General features: G+C 68.1%; 21 protein-coding genes. 4 read left to right on the plus strand and 17 right to left on the minus strand.

Annotated elements, in window-relative coordinates:
* Positions 1-1,677, plus strand: coding sequence for a cytochrome bc1 complex cytochrome b subunit (gene qcrB / locus AC3ZJJ_RS06090; RefSeq protein ID WP_489894522.1), 1,677 nt, complete (start codon positions 1-3; stop codon positions 1,675-1,677).
* Positions 1,678-1,828: 151 nt separating this feature from the next.
* Here the strand turns inward: qcrB and AC3ZJJ_RS06095 are convergent, their stop codons facing one another.
* The 6 genes from AC3ZJJ_RS06095 to AC3ZJJ_RS06120 all read right to left on the minus strand — a co-directional run bounded on the left by AC3ZJJ_RS06095 (position 1,829) and on the right by AC3ZJJ_RS06120 (position 7,906).
* Entirely contained in the window at positions 1,829-2,617 is a 789-nt protein-coding gene (locus AC3ZJJ_RS06095; protein WP_489894524.1) for a GntR family transcriptional regulator, read from the minus strand.
* 212 nt (positions 2,618-2,829) lie between these two features.
* Positions 2,830-3,231, minus strand: a complete 402-nt coding sequence (locus AC3ZJJ_RS06100; protein WP_489894526.1) for a cytochrome c oxidase subunit 4 — start codon at positions 3,229-3,231, stop codon at positions 2,830-2,832.
* 2 nt (positions 3,232-3,233) lie between these two features.
* Positions 3,234-4,952, minus strand: coding sequence for an aa3-type cytochrome oxidase subunit I (gene ctaD / locus AC3ZJJ_RS06105; protein WP_489894528.1), 1,719 nt, complete (start codon positions 4,950-4,952; stop codon positions 3,234-3,236).
* Positions 4,953-4,957: 5 nt separating this feature from the next.
* Entirely contained in the window at positions 4,958-5,833 is an 876-nt protein-coding gene (ctaC, locus tag AC3ZJJ_RS06110; RefSeq protein WP_489894530.1) for an aa3-type cytochrome oxidase subunit II, read from the minus strand.
* A 206-nt stretch (positions 5,834-6,039) separates the two neighbouring features.
* On the minus strand, positions 6,040-6,414 hold the full coding sequence (locus AC3ZJJ_RS06115) for a HesB/IscA family protein (protein WP_489895707.1): 375 nt from the start codon (positions 6,412-6,414) through the stop codon (positions 6,040-6,042).
* Positions 6,415-6,499: 85 nt separating this feature from the next.
* Positions 6,500-7,906: a dipeptidase gene (locus AC3ZJJ_RS06120; protein WP_489894532.1), complete on the minus strand. Its 1,407-nt coding sequence runs from the start codon at positions 7,904-7,906 to the stop codon at positions 6,500-6,502.
* Between the two features lie 69 nt (positions 7,907-7,975).
* Between AC3ZJJ_RS06120 and AC3ZJJ_RS06125 the strand changes: the two genes are divergently transcribed.
* A complete protein-coding gene (locus AC3ZJJ_RS06125) occupies positions 7,976-8,563 on the plus strand; it encodes a DUF3043 domain-containing protein (RefSeq protein WP_489894534.1) in 588 nt (195 codons plus the stop codon).
* Positions 8,564-8,631: 68 nt separating this feature from the next.
* Here the strand turns inward: AC3ZJJ_RS06125 and AC3ZJJ_RS06130 are convergent, their stop codons facing one another.
* A complete protein-coding gene (locus AC3ZJJ_RS06130) occupies positions 8,632-9,732 on the minus strand; it encodes a quinone-dependent dihydroorotate dehydrogenase (RefSeq protein ID WP_489894536.1) in 1,101 nt (366 codons plus the stop codon).
* A 61-nt stretch (positions 9,733-9,793) separates the two neighbouring features.
* Between AC3ZJJ_RS06130 and AC3ZJJ_RS06135 the strand changes: the two genes are divergently transcribed.
* A complete protein-coding gene (locus AC3ZJJ_RS06135; RefSeq protein WP_489894538.1) occupies positions 9,794-11,107 on the plus strand; it encodes an alpha/beta hydrolase in 1,314 nt (437 codons plus the stop codon).
* Here the strand turns inward: AC3ZJJ_RS06135 and AC3ZJJ_RS06140 are convergent.
* The 7 genes from AC3ZJJ_RS06140 to AC3ZJJ_RS06170 all read right to left on the minus strand — a co-directional run bounded on the left by AC3ZJJ_RS06140 (position 11,062) and on the right by AC3ZJJ_RS06170 (position 18,546).
* A complete protein-coding gene (locus tag AC3ZJJ_RS06140; protein WP_489894540.1) occupies positions 11,062-11,889 on the minus strand; it encodes an isoprenyl transferase in 828 nt (275 codons plus the stop codon). The two genes, AC3ZJJ_RS06135 and AC3ZJJ_RS06140, sit on opposite strands and share 46 nt — an antisense overlap.
* Positions 11,886-12,638: a DNA repair protein RecO gene (recO, locus tag AC3ZJJ_RS06145; protein ID WP_489894542.1), complete on the minus strand. Its 753-nt coding sequence runs from the start codon at positions 12,636-12,638 to the stop codon at positions 11,886-11,888. Before recO ends, AC3ZJJ_RS06140 begins: the two co-directional genes overlap by 4 nt.
* Before the next feature lie 79 nt (positions 12,639-12,717).
* Entirely contained in the window at positions 12,718-14,460 is a 1,743-nt protein-coding gene (leuA, locus tag AC3ZJJ_RS06150) for a 2-isopropylmalate synthase (RefSeq protein ID WP_489894543.1), read from the minus strand.
* 219 nt (positions 14,461-14,679) lie between these two features.
* The gene (gene era / locus AC3ZJJ_RS06155) at positions 14,680-15,651 is read right to left on the minus strand and encodes a GTPase Era (RefSeq protein ID WP_489894545.1); all 972 of its coding nucleotides are present in this window, start codon (positions 15,649-15,651) and stop codon (positions 14,680-14,682) included.
* Between the two features lie 5 nt (positions 15,652-15,656).
* Complete coding sequence (locus AC3ZJJ_RS06160; RefSeq protein ID WP_489894547.1) at positions 15,657-16,988, minus strand: hemolysin family protein; 1,332 nt, start codon at positions 16,986-16,988, stop codon at positions 15,657-15,659.
* A complete protein-coding gene (gene ybeY / locus AC3ZJJ_RS06165) occupies positions 16,985-17,458 on the minus strand; it encodes an rRNA maturation RNase YbeY (RefSeq protein ID WP_489894549.1) in 474 nt (157 codons plus the stop codon). The genes AC3ZJJ_RS06160 and ybeY overlap by 4 nt, the downstream gene beginning before the upstream one ends.
* A 2-nt stretch (positions 17,459-17,460) precedes the next feature.
* A complete protein-coding gene (locus tag AC3ZJJ_RS06170) occupies positions 17,461-18,546 on the minus strand; it encodes a PhoH family protein (protein ID WP_489894550.1) in 1,086 nt (361 codons plus the stop codon).
* Positions 18,547-18,971: 425 nt separating this feature from the next.
* Between AC3ZJJ_RS06170 and AC3ZJJ_RS06175 the strand changes: the two genes are divergently transcribed.
* Positions 18,972-19,790 carry a GerMN domain-containing protein gene (locus AC3ZJJ_RS06175; RefSeq protein WP_489894552.1) on the plus strand — a complete coding sequence of 273 codons (819 nt, stop codon included), beginning with the start codon at positions 18,972-18,974 and terminating at the stop codon, positions 19,788-19,790.
* A gap of 57 nt (positions 19,791-19,847) precedes the next feature.
* On the opposite strand, the gene AC3ZJJ_RS06180 is transcribed toward AC3ZJJ_RS06175, so the two are convergent.
* The 3 genes from AC3ZJJ_RS06180 to hrcA are packed head-to-tail and all read right to left on the minus strand — an operon-like array spanning position 19,848 to position 22,833.
* Positions 19,848-20,642 (minus strand): 16S rRNA (uracil(1498)-N(3))-methyltransferase, encoded by a 795-nt coding sequence (locus AC3ZJJ_RS06180; protein WP_489894554.1) that lies wholly within the window; start codon positions 20,640-20,642, stop codon positions 19,848-19,850.
* Positions 20,642-21,763, minus strand: coding sequence for a molecular chaperone DnaJ (dnaJ, locus tag AC3ZJJ_RS06185; RefSeq protein WP_489894556.1), 1,122 nt, complete (start codon positions 21,761-21,763; stop codon positions 20,642-20,644). Before dnaJ ends, AC3ZJJ_RS06180 begins: the two co-directional genes overlap by 1 nt.
* A 56-nt stretch (positions 21,764-21,819) precedes the next feature.
* Positions 21,820-22,833 carry a heat-inducible transcriptional repressor HrcA gene (hrcA, locus tag AC3ZJJ_RS06190; protein ID WP_489894558.1) on the minus strand — a complete coding sequence of 338 codons (1,014 nt, stop codon included), beginning with the start codon at positions 22,831-22,833 and terminating at the stop codon, positions 21,820-21,822.
* Positions 22,834-22,932 lie beyond the last annotated feature (99 nt).

Here is a 22,932-nt window from a genome sequence, read left to right on the forward strand (position 1 = left end):
ATGAGCACCACTAACGCATACCAGCCCAAGACCTCCACAGGCCGCATCGCGGACTTCGTCGACCAGCGCGTCGGCGGGTCCCAGATGGTCAAGGAGTTCGGGCGCAAGATCTTCCCGGACCACTGGTCCTTTATGTTCGGCGAGGTGGCGCTGTACACCTTCGTCATCCTGCTGCTCTCCGGGACGTTCCTGACGTTCTGGTTCGATCCCTCCATGGCGCACACCGTGTACAACGGCTCCTACAACCCGCTCAAGGGTGTGGGGATGTCCGTGGCGATGTCGTCCACCATGGACATCTCCTTCGACGTCCGCGGCGGCCTGTTCGTGCGCCAGGTACACCACTGGTCCGCACTGCTCTTCGTGGCGGCGGTCTCCGTGCACATGCTGCGCGTGTTCTTCACGGGCGCGTTCCGCAAGCCCCGCGAGCTCAACTGGGTCGTCGGCGGCGTTCTGCTGGTACTCGCCCTCGCGGCGGGCTTCACCGGCTACTCCCTCCCCGATGACCTGCTCTCCGGCAACGGCCTGCGCATCATCGACGGAGTCGTCAAGGCCATTCCGGTCGTGGGCACCTACATCTCGGCGTTCCTCTTCGGAGGCGAGTTCCCGGGCACCGCGATCGTCGGCCGACTGTACATGCTGCACATCATGCTGATTCCGGCCATGATCCTGCTGATGGTAGCCATCCACCTGTTCATGGTTGTTGTCCACAAGCACACCCAGTACCCCGGCCCGGGCCGCACGAACGACAACGTCGTCGGCTTCCCCGTGGGACCGGTCTACGCGGCCAAGGCCGGTGGCTTCTTCTTCATCGTGTTCGGCATCGTGGCGCTCATCGCAGGACTGTTCACGATCAACCCCATCTGGAACTACGGACCGTACGACCCCTCCCCCGTTTCCGCCGGCACGCAGCCGGACTGGTACATCGGCTGGGTCGACGGCGCGCTGCGCCTGATGCCCGGGTACATCGGCAACTTCTCCTTCGAGTGGATCATCCCGTTCCCGTGGGGCTCGAACACCCTGGTGCTCAATGTCCTCGCGCCGGCCCTGGGCCCGGCAATGCTGCTGCTCGGCCTGATGTTCACCTGGCCGTGGATCGAACGCTGGGTCACCAAGGACAACCGCGAGCACCACATCCTGGACCGCCCGCGCAACGCCCCGACCCGCACGGGAATCGGCGTCGCCGGTGTGATCTTCTACTGCGTCCTCTGGGCCGCGGCCAGCTCGGACCTCATCGCCACGCACTTCCACGTGTCGCTGAACGATGTCACCTACTGGCTCCGCGTCCTGTTCTTCGCCGGTCCGATCGTCGGGTTCATCGTGGCCCGCCGCATCGCCTTGGCGCTGCAGCGCAAGGACCGCGACATCGTGCTCCACGGCCGCGAGGCCGGCGTCATCGAAATGTCGCCCGAGGGCGGCTTCTCCGAACGCCACGCGCAGCTGGACGAGTACAAGCGGTACAAGCTGGTCGCCTTCGAGTCCCACGAGGTCCTGCCCGCCGAGGCGGACCGCGCCGGGCACATCACGCGCGGCGAGAAGGCGCGCGGCGCCATCTCCAGGTTCTTCTTCGAGGACCGCGTCGCGCCGGTTACCCCGACCGAGCTCGCGGAGGCACACGCCCACCACGGCCCGGCCGCGGTGGAGACCGAGGAGCGCCAGGCCGCCATCGAGCGGCACTAGTCAGGCACTCCGCGGAGACTGAACGCCGAAGAGGCCCCGACCATCAGGTCGGGGCCTCTTCGTATGTCGCCCACCACGCCAAGCGGCCGTGCCACAAGTTGGTCCGCCGGCCCCCAAAACAGTGCGGGGCCTGGGTGGCCCGCAGGGGCTCCTAATCGCGCTGGGCGTCGTAGTAGTGCGGCGGGCGGCTGCCGGGCCGCTGGAGGGGCACCCAGAGCTTGTAGCGGTCGGCCCGGTACAGGGACACGGAGTAGTCGAGCAACTCTCGCCGCACGTAGGCGTGGCGCTGGATGCGCAGCAGCGGGGCACCCACATCCACACCCAGTTGCTGCGCGTTCCCGCCCGATGCCGCGGTGGCCTCGATCTGGTCCTCGCCCCACTCCATCACCAGGCCGTAGCGCTCGTTGAGGCTGCTGTAGAGCGATGTCGGCGCCGGCTCGTCCAGGAAGCCTGGCACCTTGTGCGAGGGCAGATAGTTTTCGTCAACGCTCATGGGGGCACCGTCGGCGAGCAGCAGGCGGCGGAAGCGGACGACTGGGGTGTTCTCTTCCAATTCCATCTCCCGGGCCAGCGCGCCGACGGCGGGGATCTCGTCGAACCTCAGGACCCTTGCGGCCGGAACCATGCCGCGGCGTTGCATCTCCTCGGTGTACGAGGTCAGCTTCACCTGGAGGTCCAGCTTGGGACGTGCCACGAAGGTGCCAACGCCGATGATCCTCTCGAGTACGCCGTCCTCCACCAACGAGTCGATCGCATGGCGGATGGTCATGCGTGCCACGCCGAAGTGCTGGGTCAGGTCACGCTCCGAAGGGATGGCCTGACCCGGCTTGCAGACGGTCTCGGCGTGGACCTTGAGGATCGCTTTGATCTGTCCGTGCTTGGAGCGCGCCGCTCCGGCGTCGAGGCGGCCCCGGATGGACTCTGCGCGGCTACCGGGCATTGCCGGTCCTCCTGGGGGGCTTGGTGGTCACGAGCCCATTCTACGGCCGTCCTGCGGGCCGGCGGGGTGGTGTCAGCGGAGGCCGCTCCCCCGCCGGATTGCCGGCGTGCGGCAGGGCGTCGGATCCCGACGGGTTAAACGCCGAAGGACGGCGCATCCAGTGATGCGCCGTCCTTCGGGCCGAGACGTCGCCGCCCCAATGACCTTGTTGCTTAGTGTGCGTGGTCTCCGCGGCTGTACTCGTAGACCCATCCGACCAAGGCAATGATCGCCAGGCCGACACCGATGAAAGTGATCCAAGGGCCGATCGCGAGGCCCAGAAAACCGGTCGCGGCCGCGGTCGCCAACACCAGCGGCCACCAGCTCCACGGCGAGAAGGCGCCGACCACGCCGGCGTTCTCGTGGATCTCGCCGTCGACGCGGTCCTCGGGCCGCGGCCCGACGCGCTTCGCCGTGAAGAAGAGGTAGAAGCCGACCATCGCCGACAGGCCCGCGACCATAAAGAGCGCCGGGAAGCCGACCCATTCGCTCCAGTTGGTCATAAAGCCGTAGACGACGCCCACCGGCACAAAGAAGAACACTCCACCGAGGAAGAGCCAGGACTCGATCTTCATGGTTACTTGTCCTTCTGGTCGGCCGGGCCAAAGATCTTCGCGACGCCGGTCTCGGGCGTCGAACGCATTCCGAGCTCCGGGTGGTGAAGGTCAAGGGCGGGGCGCTCCGAACGGATGCGCGGGATGGAGTGGAAGTTGTGGCGCGGCGGCGGGCAGGACGTCGCCCACTCGAGCGAGCCACCGAAGCCCCAGGGGTCGTCGACCTCGACGCGCTGCCCGTGGCGGTGCGTGGTCCAGACGTTCCAGAAGAACGGGATCATCGACAGGCCGAGGATAAACGCGAAGATGGTGGAGAACTGGTTCATCGCCGTGAAGCCGTCTTCCGGCATGTAGTCGGCGTACCGCCGCGGCATGCCCATAACGCCCAGCCAGTGCTGGATCAGGAACGTGCCGTGGAAGCCGACGAACAGCATCCAGAAGTGGATCTTGCCGAGGCGCTCGTTGAGCATCTTGCCCGTCCACTTCGGCCACCAGAAGTAGAACCCGGCGAACATGGCGAACACGACGGTTCCGAAGACCACGTAGTGGAAGTGCGCGACCACGAAGTAGGTGTCCGAGACGTGGAAGTCCAGCGGCGGGGCCGAGAGGATGATGCCCGTGAGGCCGCCGAAGAGGAACGTCGCCATAAAGCCGATGCTCCACAGCATGGGGGTCTCGAACGTGATCGAGCCCCTCCACATGGTGCCGATCCAGTTGAAGAACTTCACGCCGGTGGGCACCGCGATCAGCATTGTCATAAAGCCGAAGAACGGGAGCATGACGGAGCCGGTGACGTACATGTGGTGCGCCCACACGGCCACGGACAGGGCCGCGATCGAGATGGTCGCGAACACCAGGCCCTTGTAGCCGAAGATCGGCTTGCGGCTGAAGACCGGGAAGATCTCCGAGACGATGCCGAAGAACGGCAGGGCGATGATGTAGACCTCGGGGTGTCCGAAGAACCAGAAGAGGTGCTGCCACAGGACGGGGCCGCCCGCTTCGGGGTCGAAGATGTGCGCCCCGAACCTCCGGTCCGCGCCGAGGGCGAACAGTGCCGCCGCCAGCGGCGGGAACGCCATCAGCACCAGGATGCTGGTGATCAGCGCGTTCCAGCTGAAGATCGACATGCGCCACATGGTCATGCCCGGCGCGCGCAGGCAGATGATGGTGGTGATGAAGTTGACGGCGCCAAGGATGGTGCCGAAGCCCGACAGCGCCAGGCCGAAGACCCACAGGTCGCCACCGACGCCGGGGCTGAAGGTGGTGTTGGACAGCGGCGCGTAGGCGAACCACCCGAAGGAGGCGGCGCCCTGCGGCGTGATGTAGCCGGCGACCGCGATGGTGGAACCGAACAGGAAGAACCAGAACGCCAGGGCGTTCAACCGCGGGAAGGCGACGTCGGGCGCGCCGATCTGCAGCGGCATGATGACGTTCGTGAAGCCTGCGAACAGCGGCGTCGCGAACATTAGCAGCATGATGGTGCCGTGCATGGTGAAGAGCTGGTTGTACTGTTCCTTGGTCTGCAGCAACTGCATGCCCGGCTCGAAGAGCTCGGCGCGGATCAGCAGCGCCATGATGCCGCCGATGCAGAAGAAGACGAAGGAGGCGATCAGGTACATGTAGCCGATCGTCTTGTGGTCAGTGGAGGTGATCCAGTTGACGATGATCCGGCCCTTGGAGACGGGGACGACGCGCGGGGCGACTGTCCTGGTCTCGTCCGTGGCGTACTCGTAGGTGGTCATGATTCCTACTCTCCTTCGCCGTGGGGCTGCGAGATGGTGGCTACCTCGTCCGGCTTGCGGTCGTATTCCTCGCCGAGATGTCCGTCCTCAAGCGTCGCGAGGTGGTCGAGGAACTCCTGTTCCGACACCACCTTGACGTTGAAGAGCATCTCCGAGTGGTACTCGCCGCACAGTTCGGCGCACTTGCCGTCGAACGTGCCCTCGACCTCGGGGGTCAGGTAGATGTAGTTGGTCTTGCCCGGGATCATGTCCAGCTTCTGCAGGAAAGCGGGGATCCAGAACGAGTGGATGACGTCGCGGCTGTTCAGCTCGAAGGTCACCGACTTGCCGACCGGCAGGTAGAGCGTGGGAAGGGTCTCTTTGGTGCCCTCTGTCCCGTCAAGCTCGGCCTGGACGCCGGCGAAGTACTTCTCCTGGCCCTGGTAGCTGTAGTTGAAGTCCCACGACCACTGCTTGCCGCGCACGTCGACGACGAGTTCGGAGTCGACCGGCGTGTTGAGCTGGCGTTCCGTTGCGTCCGAGAACGAGAAGAACGTCAGCACCAGCATCAGTGGAACGGCCGTGTAGAAGATTTCGATCGGGAGGTTGTAGCTGAGCTGGCGGGGGTAGCCCGTGTCGCCCTTGCGGCGGCGGTAGGCCACGATGCACCAGATGAGCAGACCCCACGTAATGAGGCCGATCAGCAATACAACGATCCACGAATTGACCCAGAGATCCTGAATGGATCCCGTGTGGTTCGTGGTGTCACGCTCCACATTGGGCAGCCAGCCTCGCTGGACTTGTTCTGAACAACCCGTCAACAACAACGCCCCCGCGCTGGCGATGGCCAAAACCTTGGCCCTACCCCGGCGGCTGCTGCTGGTTCGGTCTTGCGAACTCACAGACGGCCCTTCCTCTTATGTTTGGTGCTGAATGATTCTTCGGCCGACGCGACGGGTCCCTAGGGAATAACCGCCATTGACTAGGCCGAAGGAAAGCATAGTTTTACTACTTGCTGTAGAGCTTACCCTCTGGTGATGCGAATTGCAGACAGAAACCCCGGCGGCCCGCGTCTTTGGCGCGCACCGCCGGAGTTACCGCTCCCCCCTTAGTGGAAGGAATCGCCGCACGCACAGGAACCGCCGGCGTTCGGGTTGTCGATGGTGAAGCCCTGCTTGGAGATCGTGTCCTCAAAGTCGATGGAGGCGCCGGAGAGGTACGGGACGCTCATCTTGTCGACGACCACCTCCACGCCGTCGAAGTCGCGGACCGCGTCCCCCTCCAGCAGGCGCTCGTCGAAGTACAGCTGGTAGATGAGGCCGGAGCAGCCGCCGGGCTGGACGGCGACGCGCAGGCGGAGATCGGTGCGTCCCTCCTGCTCCAAGAGGCTCCGGACCTTCCCGGCTGCGACGTCGGAAAGCTGGACCTCGTGGGTCTCCAGCTCTGCGGCGCTGGGCGTTGAGTCGTTCGTGGTGGCGGTCATCTGGGTCCTCCGTTGCTGCTCGTGGTGGAAAACGGCGCCGTAGCGCGCCGCGTTCTCCACTCCATGGTACGTCGCCGGGCCATTGTTACAGGCCCTCCGCGTCCAGCTTGGCGAGGAGGAGGGCCTCCGCGAGGACTGCCCTCCGAAAATCTTCGATGTGCAGGGACTCGTTGGCGCTGTGGGCGCGCGAATCGGGGTCCTCGACGCCGGTCACCAGGATTTGGGCGCCCGGATAGACCTCGGTCAGGTCGGCGATAAAGGGAATGGAGCCGCCGATGCCCGTCTCCACGGCGGGAACCCCCCACGCCTGGTCGAGGGACCACAGGCTGGCCCTCGCGGCGGGGGCCGAGGTGTCGGTGGAGAACGCGTTGCCCGTCTCGACGATCTCGATGCCCACCGAGGCGCCGAACAGGTCCTGCGCCAGGACATGCCGCTCCAGCGCCGCACCCGCCTCCGCGGGATCCTGGCCGGGCGCGAGCCGAACGCTGACCTTCACGCGCGCCGTCGGCAGCAGCGTGTTGGAGGAGACGGCGACGGACGGCACGTCGATGCCGATGACCGAAAGCGCCGGCTTGTTCCACAGGCGGTCGGCCAGCGGGCCCGTTCCGGCCAGTCGGACGCCGTCCAGCACGGAGGAATCCTTGCGGTAGTCGGTCTCCGGGTAGTCCACGGTTGCCCGCTCGTGGGAGACCAGGCCCTCCACGGCGACATTGCCTTCGGCGTCGTGGAAGGTGGAGATCAGGCGGGCGGCCAGCGTGGGGGCGTCCAGCACCGGACCGCCGAACATGCCGGAGTGCACGGCGTGGTCAAGGACCCTGATGTCGATGACCCCGGCCACCATCCCGCGCAGGCTCGTGGTCAAGGCGGGGACGCCGACCTTCCAGTTGCTGGAGTCCGCCACGACGATCACGTCCGCGGCCAAGAGGTCGCGGTACTTCTCAAGGAACGGGCGGAACGACGGCGAACCCGCCTCCTCCTCGCCCTCGAAGAAGAACGTCACGCCGAGGCCCAGGTCCCCGACGGCGGCGAGAACGCTGCGCAGCGCGGCCACGTGCACCATGATCCCGGCCTTGTCGTCGGCGGCACCGCGCCCGTAGAGGCGGCCGCCGATCTCGGTCGCCTCGAAGGGCGGCGTGTTCCACAGGTCCTCGTCGCCAGGGGGTTGGACGTCGTGATGGGCGTAGAGCAGCACGGTGGGCTTGCCCTCGCGGGCGGGGCGCCTGGCCACCACGGCGGGGCTCCCCTGCTTGCCGCCCGGCGTGGTCGCGGTAAGGATCTGGACGTCGTCCATGCCGGCGTCGCGTGCCAGGGCCGCCACGGCCTCCGCGCTGCGGTCCAGCTGGGAGGAGTCGAAGGCATCCCAGGCGATTCCGGGAATCGCAACCAGTTCCTTGAGCTCGGAGACCGTGCGGGCGAAGGAATCGGCGACGTGGGCAGAGATGGCGCCGACGTCTACGCTTCCGGTGTTGTCGAGGGTGTCGGGGGTAGTCATGGCAAGTACCCTACCGAAGGTCGGTCCGGTCCGTTCGGACGCCCGACGCCGGGCCGCTAGACTTGACGGGTGTTTGGACGCAAGAAGGATGACGCCGCCGCAACGCCGGCCGCCCCAGAGGAAACAGTAGCCAACCCCTACGGGGGCAAGGGCTCTCCGACGCCCCGCCGGAACCAGCAGGAGGCACAGCGCAAGCGCCCCCTGGTCCCGACGGACCGCAAGCTGGCGAAGGAGCAGGCGCGACGCCAGCGCATGGAGGCCCAGGAGAAGGTCCGGATCGCCAACGAAACCGGCGACGAGCGCTACCTGATGCCGCGCGACAAGGGCCCGCAGAAGCGGTTTGCCCGCGACTTCGTCGACTCGCGTTGGATGGTGGGCGAGTTCCTGATGTTCATCATCTTCGCGTTCCTCATCCTTGCCCTGACGCTCCCCGGCGCGCTTCAGCTCCAGGCCTACATCACCCTGGGACTCTGGGTCGTCCTGGGCATCACCATTATTGACGCTTTCATCATGACCCGTCAGCTGAAGAACCGACTCGTCGCCAAGTTCGGCTCCAACGAGCGCGGCGTCCTTTGGTACGCGGCGATGCGCGGCTTGCAGTTCCGCAAGATGCGCCTGCCCAAGCCCCAGGTCAAGCGCGGCGAGACGCCCAGCTAGGACATCCTCGTCCGGTACGACGACGGGGCCGACCGTTGGTGGTCGGCCCCGTTTCCATGTCCGGGCGCTTACGGGCGTGCGTACCCCACGCCCCGCGAGGCGATGGCCTTCCGCAGCCCGCGGTTGATGCGGGACGCCCAAAACGGTCCCTCGTAGAGGAAGGCCGTGTACCCCTGGACCAGGTCGGCGCCCGCCTCCAGACGCTCGAGGACGTCGGCGGAGGTCTCGACGCCGCCCACCGACACGACGGCGGTCCCCGGATCCAGGCGCGACCTCAGGCGCCGCAGCACCTCGAGGGACCTGGACTTCAAGGGCGCACCACTCAGGCCGCCCGCCCCGATCTCGGCAAGGCGCCCCGGGGCGGTGCGTAGTCCGAGGCCCTCTCGGGCGATGGTCGTGTTCGTCGCGATGATTCCGTCGAGGCGCAGGTCCGCGACCAGGCCCGCCACATCGTCGATGTCCTCGTCGGAGAGGTCCGGCGCGATCTTCACGAGCAGCGGAACGTGGCGCCCGGCCACACGGTCCGCCTCCGCGCCGACCGCCGTGAGCAGGGGGCGCAGGGAGTCGATGTCCTGGAGCAGACGCAGCCCGGGAGTGTTCGGCGAGCTGACGTTGACCACAAGATAGTCTGCGTGCTCGGCCAGCAGGGCCGTGCCGGCGAGGTAGTCGCCCACCGCGTCGGCGAGCTCCACGACCTTCGTCTTGCCGATGTTCACGCCAACCACCGGCCGGGTGGCCGGATAGCGCCGGGCCAGCACGGGCCGCACCGCGGCCACCCGGGGCGCTACGGCCGCGGCGCCGTCGTTGTTGAAGCCCATCCGATTGATCACCGCGCGGTCTTCGACCAGCCGAAACAGGCGCGGACGCGGGTTTCCCGGCTGGGCCTGCCCGGTGATGGTGCCGACCTCGATGTGCCCGAACCCGAGGTCCGCGAGGGCGGCGACGCCGTGGCCTTCCTTGTCGAATCCGGCGGCCAGACCGAACGGCGAGGGGAAGTCGATGCCCATGACGGTGCGTGCGAGCGAGGGGTGTGGACGGCAGATCCGCCGCAACACCGCGGAGGCGCCGGCCCGCTCCGCCAGCCGGATCATCCTGAAGCCAATGTGGTGTGCCTTCTCCGGATCCATGCCGGAGAAGACAAGGCGGAAGAAGGTCGGGTAGATGCGCATGGTCTCAAGTCTCCCGCGCAGCGGGCGCGACTGCCAAGTTGCGGCTGGTTATGCTCGGGTAATGGACAAGGTTCGGGCGGATCCTCTCGAGGCGGGCGACGAAGGCATCGATCCGACCGGCGTGGCGTCGGACATGCCGCTTTCCGCGGGGACGGTGCCCCCGGCGGCGGAACTGGTTGGAGAGGGCGAGGGCTTCGCCGAGGATTCGCCCCCCGGGCAGTGGGTTTCGGACCCGCTGGGGCCGGGGTTTCGGTTCACGACCCTTGGGGAGGGGGCGGATGAGGAAGGCCCCGTTCGGGCCACGCTGGTGCGCTACCTGCCGTCCCTCGGGGAGCCGGCCCGGACGGACGTGGCGGTATGGAACGGTTGGCGGGCAGCGCTCCGGGACCTGACGGGGGCGTTGCGCGCCGACGCGGGCACGCGAGACGGCAAGTGGGGGGCAACCCGGCACGGGGGTGCCGCGGATGGTTCCTTCGGCGGGCCGGCAATCCACGGGCAAGGTGACGGGCGGCCGGTCCGCGCGGTGTTGTCGGTGCACGGCTGGACGGACTACTTCTACAACGTGGAGCTGGCCAGGTACTGGACAGGCCGCGGCTACCGCTTCTATGCCCTGGACCTGCGGCGCTACGGGCGCAGCCTGCGTCCGTGGCAGACCCCCGGGTTCGTCACCGATCTGCGGGAGTACGACGCCGACATAGAGACCGCGCTGGACGCGATCCGCGCCGATGTCGGCCGGCTGGAGGGCGTGGTGTGCGTGGCGCACTCGACCGGCGGCCTGATCGCATCCCTGTGGGCGGACAGGAACCCCGGGGTGCTTTCGGGGCTTGTGTTGAATTCGCCGTGGCTCGAGATGCAGGGCAGCTGGATGGTGAGGAACGCGGCGGCCGGACTCTTGGACCCCGTTGCGAAGCGCAGGCCCCGGGCCAAGCTGAAACTGCCCGAGGTTGACACATATTGGCAGTCCCTCAGCGTGGAGGCCCATGGCGAATGGAAGCTGCACCCGCTGTGGAGGCCGCGGCATGCCTTTCCGGTGACCGCCGGCTGGCTCACGGCCGTCCTGGCGGGGCACGCCTCGGTGGCCAAGGGCCTGGACATCAGGGAACCGGTGTTGGTGCTCACCTCGGAGAGGTCGCACTTGGGAAAGCAGTTCGACGCGCAAATGCTCAGCTCCGACGCCGTCCTTGAGGTCGACGTGGTCAGGCAGCGCGCCCTGAAGCTCGGTCGGGAAGTCACGGTGGTTCGGATCGAGCGGGGCATGCACGATCTCTTCACGTCCTCCGCGCCCGCGCGGGCGGAAGCGTACCGGGCCGTGACGCGCTGGTCCGACGGCTACCTGTCGCCCGCCTCCGTCGGCTGGTCCACGGCGCCGCCGTAGCGGCGGTCGCGGCTGGCGTAGGTTTCGATGGCCCGCCACAGGGTTCGGCGGTCAACATCCGGCCACAGGACGTCCATAAACACCATCTCGGCGTAGGCGGACTGCCACAGAAGGAAGTTCGAGGTCCGCTGCTCCCCCGACGTCCGGAGGAACAGGTCGACGTCGGGCAGGTCCGGCTCGTCGAGGTAGCGGGCGATCGTCTTCTCCGAAACGCCGGAGGGCTTGAGCCGTCCGTCCGCCACGTCGCGCGCGATGGCGGCGACGGCGTCGGCTATCTCCGCCCGTCCCCCGTAATTGACGCACATCGTGAGCTGGCAGACGGTGTTCTTGTCCGTGGCGCGCTCGGCCTCCAACAGCTCGTTGACAACGGTGCGCCACAGTCGCGGCCGGCGGCCGGCCCAGCGCACGCGCACGCCCCATGCGTCGAGTTGGTCCCGCTGGCGGCGCAGCACGTCCCGCGAGAAGCCCATCAGGAAGCGCACTTCGTCCGGGCTGCGCTTCCAGTTCTCCGTGGAGAACGCGTAGACCGAGACGTATTCGACGCCGATCTCGATGGCGCCGGCCATCACGTCCAGCAGGGCGGCCTCCCCGGCGCGGTGCCCCTCCGTCCGCGGCAGGCCGCGCTGGTTGGCCCACCGACCGTTGCCGTCCATCACGATGGCGACGTGCCGCGGGACGAGTTCGCGCGGCAACTTGGGCGGGACGGCGCCGCTGGGGTGCGGAGCCGGAGCCACCGGCGTCCGGGTACTGGGGGGACTTGCTGGGCTCCTCAGGGAGATCACGCTCTTTCCACATGCTTCAGGGATTTGACCACTCGTTCCAAGTGCCACTGCAGGTATCCTGCCACAATGCCCGCGCTCTCCCGCCGGCCCTGCGCGTCGCCCTGCGCCACGCGCTCCCAGTCTCCCGCCAGCAGGGCGGCCAGCAGCGCTATGGTCTCCGGGGCGGGTGAACTGGAGCCGGCGGGCCGGCAGTCCGCGCACACCACGCCGCCGAGGGGGATGTTGACCGCCGTGTGCGGACCGGGCGCGCCGCAGCGCGCGCAGTTGGTGAAGTTGGGCGCCCAACCGGCCGTGGCCAGCGCCCGCAACAGATACGAGTCCAGCAATTGCCCGGCGTCGCCGGTCCCGCGGGCCAGCGCCGCCAGCGCGCCGTGCAGCAGCCTGAACTGAGGACCGGCGGACTGCTCGTCCGTGTCCGTGAGGCGCTCGGCGGTCTCGGCCATGGCGTGGGCCGCAGTGTAGCGTCCGTAGTCTTCGGCAAGGGATTGGCCATAGGGCGCGCGGAGCTGGGCCTGGGTCACAATGTCGAGTGACCGGCCGTGGACCAGTTGGGCGTCGACCAGCATAAACGGCTCCAGAGTGGCGCCGAGCTTGGAACTGGTGCGCCGCACCCCCTTCGCCACGGCCCGCACCTGTCCGTGGTCCGGCGTCAGCAGCACCACGATCCTGTCCGCCTCGCCCAGCTTGTGCGTGCGCAGCACCAGGCCGTGCGTGCGGTAGGACTTTGAGGCGAAGCTGGATCGGGACACGTAGACATTCTCTCAAGAAAACGGGCCCGCGCCGTGCGGCGCGGGCCCGTACCTGTGCGGCGGACGCCGCCCTCGGGGACTAGTGGGAGTCCCTGATGGCGCGGTTCACGGCGGACACCACGGCCTTCAGCGAGGACATGGTGGTGTTCGTGTCGATGCCAACGCCCCAGAGCACGCGCTCCCCCACGGCGCACTCGACGTAGGCGGCGGCCAGTGCGCTGCCGCCCTCGCTGAGTGCGTGCTCCGTGAAGTCGAGCACGCGCACGTCGACGCCGTCCTCGGACAGGAGGTTCACCAGCGCATTGATCGGCCCGTTGCCCGCGGCGCGGCGCCGCTGCGGGACGCCGTCCACGATCACCGTCGCGGTCAGGGAGAACGATCCGTCGTCGGCCGTCTCGGTCGTGACGCTGCCGAGCTCGTAGCGGCCCCACCGCTCGGCGCCGTCCACGTCCTCGCAGGGCAGGTACTCGTCCTGGAAGGTGCGCCAGATGGAGGAGGGGCTGATTTCCCCGCCCTCGCCCTCCGTCTTGCGCTGGATCACTCCGGAGAACTCGATCTGCGCGCGGCGCGGGAGATCGAGGTGGTGGTCGTTCTTCAGCAGGTAGGCGACGCCGCCCTTGCCGGACTGCGAGTTCACGCGGATGACCGCCTCGTAGCTGCGGCCGATGTCCTTGGGATCGACCGGCAGGTACGGGACGGCCCAGACCAGGTCGTCGACGCGCTTGCCCGCGGACGCCGCGTCGCGTTCCATGGCCTCGAAGCCCTTCTTGATGGCGTCCTGGTGGGAGCCGGAGAAGGCGGTGAAGACCAGGTCGCCACCGTATGGGGACCGTTCCGCCACGGGCAGCTGGTTGCAGTATTCGGCGGTGCGCCGGATTTCGTCCATGTTGGAGAAGTCGATCATCGGGTCGATCCCCTGCGCGAACATGTTCATGCCAAGGGTGACGAGGTCCACGTTGCCCGTGCGTTCGCCATTGCCGAACAGGCATCCCTCGATGCGGTCCGCTCCCGCCAGGTAGCCCAGCTCGGCGGCGGCGACACCCGTGCCGCGGTCGTTGTGCGGGTGCAGGGACAGGATGATCGAGTCCCGGTTGGCGAGGTTGCGGTGCATCCACTCGATGGAATCGGCGTAGACGTTGGGCGTCGCCATCTCCACGGTGGCCGGGAGGTTCAGGATCATGGGGCGCTCGGGCGTGGCACCCAATTCGTCGGCGACCGCATCGGAGATCCGGCGGGCGAACTCGAGCTCGGTTCCCGTGTAGGACTCCGGCGAGTACTCGTAGGTCACGTCGGTGCCGGTGAGCTGTTCCTCGTACTTCTTGCACAGCCGGGCGCCGCTCAGTGCGATGTCCACGATTCCGTCTTCGTCCTGGTTGAAAACCACGCGGCGCTGCAGGATCGATGTCGAGTTGTACAGGTGGACGATCGCCTGCTTCGCCCCCTGCAGCGACTCGTAGGTGCGCTCGATCAGGTGCTCGCGGGACTGCGTGAGCACCTGGATCGTGACGTCGTCGGGGATGCGGTCCTGGGTGATGAGCTGGCGGACGAAGTCGAAGTCCGTCTGCGAGGCCGACGGGAAGCCGACCTCGATCTCCTTGTAACCCATGGACACCAGCAGGTCGAACATCTTGTGCTTGCGCTCGGGGCTCATGGGGTCGATGAGGGCCTGGTTGCCGTCCCTCAGATCGACCGCGCACCAACGCGGGGCCTTGGTGATCGTCTTGTCCGGCCAGGTGCGATCCGGCAGGTACACTTCGATCTGTTCCTGGAACGGGACGTACTTGTGGATCGGCATTCCGGAGGGCTTTTGGGCGTTACGCATGTTCAGGTGGCCTTTTCAGTGGAGGTTGAAAATGGTGGCCGGCAGCACGAAACTCCGCAGCGAGGGTTCGGCCTAGGACCGTTGGCCCCGTGTTGCCTCGCCGCGGCGGCTAAGTAGAAGCATTCCCGCACGCATGTTTCTCAGGTTAGCATCCGTGACGCACATCCCCCGCGGCGCCCGCGCATTGTTGCGGCGCCGGGGGCGGCGGCGCCCCCGGCGTCAGAATCCGAGCCGCCCAAGCTGCTTCGGATCGCGTTGCCAGTCCTTGGCGATCTTCACGTGGAGATCCAGGTAGACGCGCGTCCCGAGGAGTTTCTCGATCGCCTTGCGGGAGCGCGTGCCCACTTCCCGCAGGCGGGACCCGGCCCGCCCGATGATGATGGCCTTCTGGGACGAACGCTCCACAAAGAGGTTCACGTGCACGTCCAACAGCGGGTTGTCCTCGGGGCGGCCCTCCCGCGGGATCATTTCCTCGACCACAACGGCCAGCGAGTGCGGGAGCTCGTCGCCGAGTCCCTCGAGCGCGGCCTCGCGGATCAGCTCGGCGACCATGATGGCCTCCGGCTCGTCCGTGAGCTCGCCGTCCGGGTAGAGCGGCGGGGACACCGGCATCTGCTCCACAAGAACGTCGGCGACGGCCCCGACCTGGAAGTCTCCGGTGGCCGAGACGGGGATGACGGCCGCCCAACCGCGCTCGCCCAGTGTCTCGGTGCCCAGCGCCGTCACGGCGAGCAGTTGCCGCATCAGGGCGGCCCGGTCCACCAGGTCGGCCTTGGTGACGATTGCGACGATCGGCTTGCTGCGCAGCTGCGCCAGTTGCGCAGCGATGAACCGGTCGCCCGGACCGATCTTCTCGTTGGCGGGCAGACAGAAGCCGATGGCGTCCACCTCGCTGAGGGTGTCCGCGACCAGGTCGTTGAGCCGCTGGCCCAGGAGCGTCCTCGGGCGATGGAGCCCGGGAGTGTCGACGAGGACAAGCTGCGCGTCCGGCCGGTGCACGATGCCGCGGATGGTGTGCCGCGTCGTCTGCGGCTTGGCGGACGTGATGGCGACCTTCTGGCCGACCAGCGCGTTGGTGAGCGTCGACTTGCCGGCGTTGGGGCGGCCGACGAATGAGGTGAAGCCGGCGCGGAAGCCCGCAGGCCACTCGCTCGGGAGCAGTCCGCCCTGTCCGGTGTTCTTGTCTGGCATGGTTCCTATTCCCTTGTGGTGTCGCCCGGGTGGGCGGTTTCCATGCGGCCGGTCGAGCCGTCTTCCGATGCCGTGCCGTCGCCCGGCGTTCCGGAGTCGAGCCAGGCCAGGATGTACCCGATCCGGTTGCGGCGCCCCTCCAGCCGTTCGGCGTGGAGGCGTACGCCCCCAACGCTGACCTCGGACCCGACAATTGGCACGCGTCCAAGCGTCTTGGCAAGCAGCCCGCCGACCGTGTCGACCTCGTCGTCGTCGATGGTCCGGTCGAACAGTTCGCCCAAGTCGTCGATCGACATGCGCGCGCTGATGCGGTGGACGCCGTCGCCGACGTGCTCGGATTCGGTTCTGGTGGTGTCGTACTCGTCGTCGATCTCGCCGACGATCTCCTCGATGAGATCCTCCAGCGTGACCAGACCCGCGGTTCCACCGTACTCGTCGATGACGATGGCCACGTGCGTGGACTCGCGCTGGAGTTCCTGCAGGAGCTCGGCGACGGACTTCGATTCGGGCACGTACCTCACGTCGCGGCAGACGGCCTCGACGGGACGGTGGTCGTCGGGGTTGGTGTGCAGCCGGGCCGCCACGTCCTTGAGGTACACGATGCCCACGATCTGGTCCGTGTTGTCGCGGATGACGGGGATGCGCGAGCAGCCCGAACGCAGGAACAGGCTCATGGCGCTACGCAGGGACGTGCCGACGTCGACCGTGACCATGTCGGTGCGTGGCACCATAACGGAGCGGACGCGCGTGTCGCCGAGCTCGAACACGGAATGGATGAGGTCCGCTTCGACGTCCTCGATCATGTCGGCCTCGTTCGCGCGGTCCACCATGTCCCGGAACTGCTCTTCGGTGAAGAACGCCTCCTCCTGCACGGGCGTGCCGGGAGCCATGGCTGACCCCAGCCGCACCAGCCAACCGGGCACCGGGCCGAGGATGACGCGGAGGAAACGCACCAGCGGCGCCGTGAAGGCCACGACGCCGGCCGCCCGGACCCGGCCGAGCCGGCGGGGAGAGACCCCGACCAGCACAAAGCCGATGGCGGCCATGGTCACGGTGGCGAGGAGACCCGCGAGCCAGACGTCGTCCAGGAGGTCGAAGTAGAGGATGGCGATGGCGACGGCCGACGCGGTCTCGAACCAAATGCGCCAGAACCGGACGGCGTGCGTGTGGGCCGTGGGTTCGGAAAGGATCTGCCGCAGCCGCTTCCGGGGGCGCTCGGCGAGCATTTGCTCCGCCTCGGACCGCGGGAGGAACAGGTACGCCGACTCGGCGGCCGTGAGCAGGGCGGCGCAGGAAATGAACGCCGCCGACAGCGCCGCGAGGACGACTGCGGTCATTCGGTGGTCTCGCGTGGGGCGGGGCGCCCCAGGAAGGCCTCGAGCAGGCCGCGCTGGAGAGAGAACATCTCTTCCTTGTCCTCCGGCTCGTCGTGCTCGTAGCCGAGGAGGTGCAGCATGCCGTGGGTGGCCAGCAGGAGAATCTCGTCCGCCGTGCTGTGGCCCCCGCGCCGCGCCTGTTGGGCCGCGACCTGGGGGCAGATTACGATGTCGCCGAGCATCCCGGCCGGTGTGGGGCTTCCCGGGCTGCCCGGGCGCAACTCGTCCATCGGGAACGACATCACGTCGGTGGGACCCGGGAGGTCCATCCAATCGATGTGCAGGCGCTCGATCGCGTCCTCGTCCACCAGGATGATCGAAACCTCGGCCTCGGGGTGGACATAGAGGGAGTCCAGGATGTGGCGGCCGAGGCGGCTCAGCTGCTCGAGGTCCGCCTCCAAGGCCGACTCGTTGTTGACCTCCACGGACACGGCTAGCCCTCCCCGTCTGCGGGCGCGGCCGCGGACGGCCGTCCCGGACGGCGGTTGGTGCGGCGTGTGCGCCAGTCGATGGGCGGTGCGGACTCGCGTTCCGTCCAGGTCTCGTAGGCCGTCACGATGTCGGAGACGAGCCGGTGGCGCACCACGTCGCTGGCGTCCAGCGTGCGGAAGGCGATGTCCTCCACGTCGTCGAGAATCTCGCTGACCACCTTGAGGCCGGACTTCGTGCCGCCGGGCAGGTCGATTTGGGTGATGTCCCCGGTGACCACGATCTTGGAGCCGAAGCCAAGGCGGGTCAGGAACATCTTCATCTGCTCCGGCGTTGTGTTCTGCGCCTCGTCGAGGATGATGAAGGCGTCGTTCAGGGTGCGGCCGCGCATGTACGCCAAAGGTGCCACCTCGATGGTCCCCGCGGCGATGAGCCGCGGAATGGACTCCGGGTCCACCATGTCGTGCAGCGCGTCGTAAAGGGGGCGCAGGTAGGGATCGATCTTGTCCGTCAGGGTTCCCGGCAGGAAGCCGAGCTTCTCTCCGGCCTCCACCGCCGGGCGGGTCAGGATGATGCGGCTGACTTCCTTGGCCTGGAGGGCCTGCACGGCCTTGGCCATGGCGAGAAACGTCTTGCCGGTGCCCGCAGGGCCGATGCCGAAGATGACCGTGTTGTCGTCGATGGCGTCCACGTACGACTTCTGGTTCACGGTCTTGGGGCGGATGCTGCGGCCGCGCCCCGAAAGGATGTTGAGGCCGAACACACCGCTGGCGCTTCCAGGGACGGACGAGGGCGCCTCCACCATGCGAACGAGTTGTTCGACCAGGTGGGCCGAAATCCGCGTGCCGCCGGCCGCGAGCCCGCGCGCCTCGGTGACGACGCGCATCGCCTTCGCGGCGTCCACGGCGTCGCCAGCGATCGTCAATTCGTTGCCGCGCACGTGGAGCTTCGCCAGCGGGTAGACGCCTTGCACGATCCGCAGCACCTCGTCGTGCGCTCCTAGTGTTGCGACCATCTGATCCGTGGTGTCGAAGCGCACCACGTCGGCCGCACCGGAGTCCTGTTGTGGCTTGTCGGCGTCTTGGGTCATGCTGGCGGCGTCGCCTCCCGTTGCTGTGCGCCGGCCTATCCCGACCCGGGGTTCTCCGAGGCGTTTCCGGCGCCCTTCCATCGTACTTGAACACGCTTGTCGAACACGGGCGGCGGCACGGCGGCCCGCCGCGCGGTAGCGCGCCCGCCACTTGTACGCACCGGTAATTAGTGCAACAACGGGACATATCGGTAGTACAACAGTCCGGCGTCAACACCGGAACCCGGTGCTCCCGAGGGGGCCCACTATGCCAAGCTTGGTGTGGGCGGCCATGGCGACCGCGCCCCTCCACCATGAAAAGGACCACGTTGACAAGCCCTCGGCACCGCAGGCGCACCAGCTCCCGCTTGGCTGTTTTGGCGCTTGTGGCGTGCCTCGGCACAGTCTCGGCGTGCGCGGGGGGCACCGGCGCGTCGACCAGCACCATGCCGGACGGAGCCTCCGCCTCGGCTCCCGTGGCCTCGGCGAAGACGGACGCCGCCCCGCTCGAGAAGCTGAGCAGCCACCGCCTCTCCCCCATCTATTGGCTGGGCGAGCGGGACTCCACGGTGTACCTCTACCGCGAGTACCGCCAGGCCGAGGACCAGGGCGATCCCATCACAACCAGCATCAAGTACATGCTGGAGCAGACACCCACGGATCCCGACTACTTCAATGTCTGGTCGCCGGCGGCGCGCATCGGTACGTCCATCGACACCGACAACGTCATCACCGTCGACCTCTCCGCCGACGCGTTCTCCCGGCAGTTGGATCGGGGACTGGCGGAGCGAGCCGTCCAGCAACTTGTCTATACGGCGACGGGGGCGGCGGCAAACGCCGGGCTGATCACGGGCACGGCCCCGGCCCGTGTGACCGTCCTGGTGGACGGCCACACGGGATACCAGGCGTTCGGGCACATCCCCCTGGAGGGACCCATCGAGCGTGTGGCCAGCCTGCGCGCCCCCCTCTGGATCATCGAACCCCAGCACGACGGCGCCTACACCGCCGGCCGACTGACCATCCATGGGGTGTCGGCGGCGTTTCCGGGCGGCACTCGCTGGGAGGTTCGGCGCGTGCAGGACGGCGACCCGGCAGAGGTCGTGTCCCAGGGTGCCGTAGCGCTGGGGTCCGGCGACCTCCCCGCCGACGAATACGAGCTCGTGATCGCCATGGAGCCGGGCGAGTACCAGCTTGCCGTGTGGGGTCAGGGCGCCAAGAGCGGAGAACGCCTGAGCGAGGACACCAAGCGCTTGACGGTGGAATAGGGCAATCTTCCGACGGGGGGGTCCTCACGGGAGGCCGCCCGCCGTGGGCGCGGGGCGCTAGGGCCGCCCGTCCAGGAGCCCGGCAAGATGGCGGACCAAAACGAGTGCGGCGGGCCCGGCGGTCGAGGCCCGCAGGACATTCGTTCCGAGCGACGCCGTCGTGGCGCCGGCCGCCACCAGCTTGTCGATCTCGCCGGGGGCGATGCCGCCCTCGGGCCCGACGACCAGGAGGATTTCGGCCGGCTTCGGCCCTTCGGCGAGCCATTCCGCGACGACCCGCGACAGCGGGCTTGCGGCCTCCTCGTGGAGGACCACCATTAGGCGGCGGCCGGGCTCCGGCGCCGTCCCGTCGGCGGCGAGGGCCGCCAGCTGGGCCGTGCCCACGGTCTCCCCGACCGACGGCTCGCGCGAGCGCCTCGACTGCTTGACGGCGGCGCGGACCGTTGCTTCCCACTTCGCGCGACCCTTGGCGGCCTTATCGGCGGACCAGCGCACGACGCAGCGCTCGGCCTGCCACGGGACCACGTGGTCGATGCCGAGCTCGACGGCGGACTCGACGGCCTGCAGGTCGCGGTCCCCCTTGGCCAGCGCCTGGACCAAAACCGTGCGCAGGCCCGGCGGGGGCGCGAGCTCGAGTCCCTCGATCTTGGCCTCCAGGGATCCTTTCGCCGTGGAAGTGACCACGCAGACCGCGCGCCGCCCGTCGCCGTCGACCAGGTCAATGCGCTCGCCTTCCCGCACCCGCTTGACGGACACGGCGTGGTGGCCCTCCGGGCCGTCGAGCGGCACGGTGTCGCCCGGCGCCGCGCCAACGAGCGCCGCCGGGTCGACGCGGAACGCCTGGTTGCTCATCAGCCGCGGTGGCCGAGCTTGTCGAAGAAGCGGGAGAAGACGCCGCCGCGCTCGGAGAGCCGGCCCTCGGCCACTTCCTCGCCGCGCAGCCGGGCCAGCTGTTCAAGCAGGTCCCGCTGCTCGGCGTCGAGCTTCGTGGGCGTCTCGACCTGGAGGTGGACGATCAGGTCTCCGCGGCCGCCGCCACGCAGGCGCGGCACGCCGAGCTGCGCAAGGCGGATGGTGTCCGCGGACTGCGCTCCGGCCTCGACGCGGATGTCCTGGGCGCCGTCGAAAGTGTCGAGGTCCAGGTCGGCGCCGAGGGCCGCGGCCGTCATCGGAACCGTGAGCGTGGCGTGGAGATCGTTGCCCTCGCGCTCGAAGACCGGGTGCCGACGAACGTCGATTTCGACGTAGAGATCTCCGGCCGGGCCCCCGCCGGGGCCGGCCTCGCCCTGTGCGGCGAGGTGAATTCGCGTGCCCGTCGCGACGCCGGCTGGGACCTTGAGTTGCTTGCTCACGCGCTCGCGCACTCGGCCCTGGCCCATGCACTCGTTGCACGGGCTGGGGAGCGTGGTTCCGAACCCGCGGCAGGCACTGCAGGTCTCCACGGTCATCATCTGGCCGAGGAAGGAGCGCACCGGCCGCTGGATCTGCCCGCGGCCGTGGCAAATGGTGCAGGTCTCGGGCGATGTGCCCGGCTGGCAGCACGAGCCCTCGCAGGTCTTGCAGGTGACGGCGGTCTCCATTTCCAGCGGGTAGACGACCCCCTGCACCGCGTCCTTGAGGTCGATGGTGGCGGTGATGAGGGCGTCGCGGCCACGGCTACGCCGGGACGCGGGGCCGGCGGACTGGCCCTGTCCGCCGAAGAACTGTTCGAAGATGTCGTTGAAGCCGAATCCGGCGCCCGGTCCGCCGCCGCCGGCGTTGCCGTTCTCGTTCCCCGTGGCGTCGTAGTTCCGGCGCTTCTCGGGATCGGACAGCACCTCGTAGGCGCGGGTGACGAGCTTGAACTCGTCGGCGGCGCCCTCCGCCGCATTGACGTCCGGGTGCAGCTTGCGCGCCAGTTTGCGGTACGCCTTTTTGATCTCCTCGGTGGTCGCGTCCTGCGCGACGCCGAGCACGTCGTAGTGGTTGCTCACAGTGTTCGCTGTGTCCTTTCCTGCGTTTCGATGCTTGGTGTACCGGGAGGCAGGCGTCAGCCGGCCAAGATCCGGGAAAGATAGCGGGCGACCGCGCGCACGGCGGCCATGCTGCTGGGGTAGTCCATGCGGGTCGGGCCGAGGATGCCTATTTTGGCCGATTGGCCCGGTCCGTAGCCCGTGGCGACCACCGAGGTTTCGACCAGTCCACCGTACGCGTTCTCGCTGCCGATGCGCACCGCGATGCCGCGGGCGTCCATCTCCATCTCCGAGAACAGCCGCAGGAGCACCACCTGTTCCTCCAGCGCCTCGAGGACCGGCGTGATGGTCAACGGGAAGTCCCCCGTGGAGCGGGCGAGGTTGGCGGTTCCGGCCATCACGATCCGGTCGACCACGCTGTTGTCGCCCAGGGTCCCGAGGGCGCCGGCGATGATGCGCGCGGCAATCCGAAGGCGGGCGGGAACGGTGTCCACGGCGGTCGCCGCAAGGGCCGCAAGCTCGGCCAGCTTGCCCGCGGCGGCCGCGCCCATAAAGGCAGCCTTCAGGGTGTGCAGGTCGTCGTCCGAGGTCTCCGGCGGCGTGAGGACCACCCGCTGTTCCACCTTGCCCGACGTGCTGATGAGGACGGTCAGCACCTGCCCGGAGCCCAGACCCACCAGTTCGATGTGGCGCACCGCCGCGTCGCTGTACTGGGGCACCTGGATGACCGCGACCTGGTGGGTCAGCTGGGCCAGGAGCCTGACCGTCCGCTCGAGCACGTCGTCGACGTCGTCCGCTCCGTCGATGAGCGACTGGATGGCGCGCCGCTCGGCGGGCGAAAGTGGGCGCACGTCCTCGATGCGGTCCACGAAGCGGCGGTAGCCCTGTTCCGTGGGGATGCGGCCCGACGACGTGTGGGGGGCCGCGATGAGGCCCTCGTCCTCCAGCGCGGCCATGTCGTTCCGGATGGTTGCCGCCGAGACGCCCAGGTGGTGGCGCTCCACGAGGGCCTTCGATCCCACCGGCTCGCGGGAATGCACATAGTCTTCGACGATGGCCCGGAGGACCTCGAGGCGTCGCGGTTCGGACATCCCGTCCCTCCAATCTTCGTCTCGCTGCAAAATGTCGGAAGACGCCGGTGCTTAGCACTCGACGTGTTCAAGTGCTAAGTCTAATACCTTTCACCGTTG

The sequence above is a fragment of the Arthrobacter sp. AOP29-A2-19 genome (assembly GCF_058138025.1).